Here is a 1,056-nt window from a genome sequence, read left to right as displayed (position 1 = left end):
CGCCCCATCTCCTCTCCTTTATTCAGACGAATATGGGCATCGGTATAGTGCCAGTCCAGAATACCTTTGGTGTATGGCGGTGTAATCTCGCCTTCATGCCACACTGTTTCCATACTGCCAACAAAAATAGCGCCAACCAGAATGAGCGCCACAGGTCCAAAGTCGGTCTGAAAAATTGTGACCACGCGCTCGTTGCGGGCAAACAATCTCGGTACACCGCGAACGGTAAGTGGGTTAACCGAAAATAATTTCCCCGGTATATAGCGCATTCGGGTCAGACTTCCTGAAACAGGCATATGGATTCTATGGTAATCACGTGGTGACAGATAAATTGTCGCAAATTGTCCCCCATCAAACTTTTCCGCTACTGCTGAATCGCCACCTAATAGTTCGAGCGTTGAATAATCATGGCCCTTGGCCTGTACAATTCTGCCTTGTTGGATAAAGCCCAACTGGCTTAAACAACCATCTACCGGAGAGACAACTACGTCACTCCCCAATGCGACTGGTCTGGTTTGGGGTTTAATTTTGCGGGTAAAAAAAGCATTGAAATGCTGATAGGAATTAATATCTGGATTTACCGCTTCCGACATATCCACCTTATACTGGCGAATAATAATTGAGATTATGCGATTCTTAAACCAGGGTGTGGTTAATCGACAAATTCGGTGCATCAGCAGTGATAATAAGTGTTGTGGCAGACAGTATTGTGGCAGGGTCAGCCAGAAATCTTTTTTGCTCGCTCTCGGCACCTGATTTTGCTTTAGTTCATTATTAGACAAATTGCCCCCTTTCACGCATTACCTAAGCTTGTCATAATCAGTTGCTGATATCACCAGCTCATTCCGCAAAGGAGTATACCAAGTCATGAAAAATCTGCTGAACGCATTAATAATCACATTGCTCAGTTTTACCAGCTATGTATGTTATGCGGGAGGTGGCCAGCCGAATCAACCATTGTATTACGTTATTGAAGAGCCCTTTACCATTAATTTTTTGCGGCAAAGTGATGATCAGGCACGTTATCTGCAAATCAAGGTAGCGTTAAAGTCAGAA

At 44.3% G+C, this 1,056-nt stretch carries 1 protein-coding gene and 1 pseudogene; one reads left to right on the top strand and one right to left on the bottom strand.

Translation table 11 applies throughout. The annotated features are described in order from the left end of the window. Nucleotides 1-782, bottom strand: a 782-nt coding sequence (gene asd, locus B3182_RS04585; protein WP_292751725.1) for an archaetidylserine decarboxylase, incomplete at its 3' end; no start/stop codon positions are given. An 85-nt stretch (nucleotides 783-867) separates the two neighbouring features. Here asd and B3182_RS04580 point away from each other — a divergent pair. Beyond that, nucleotides 868-1,056, top strand: a pseudogene (locus tag B3182_RS04580) (flagellar basal body protein FliL); the annotation flags it as partial.

This window comes from Methylophaga sp. UBA4204 (assembly GCF_002379485.1).
Lineage (GTDB): Bacteria > Pseudomonadota > Gammaproteobacteria > Nitrosococcales > Methylophagaceae > Methylophaga.
Note: the sequence above shows the minus strand (reverse complement) of the source record. Positions and strands in the feature narration are given on the sequence as shown.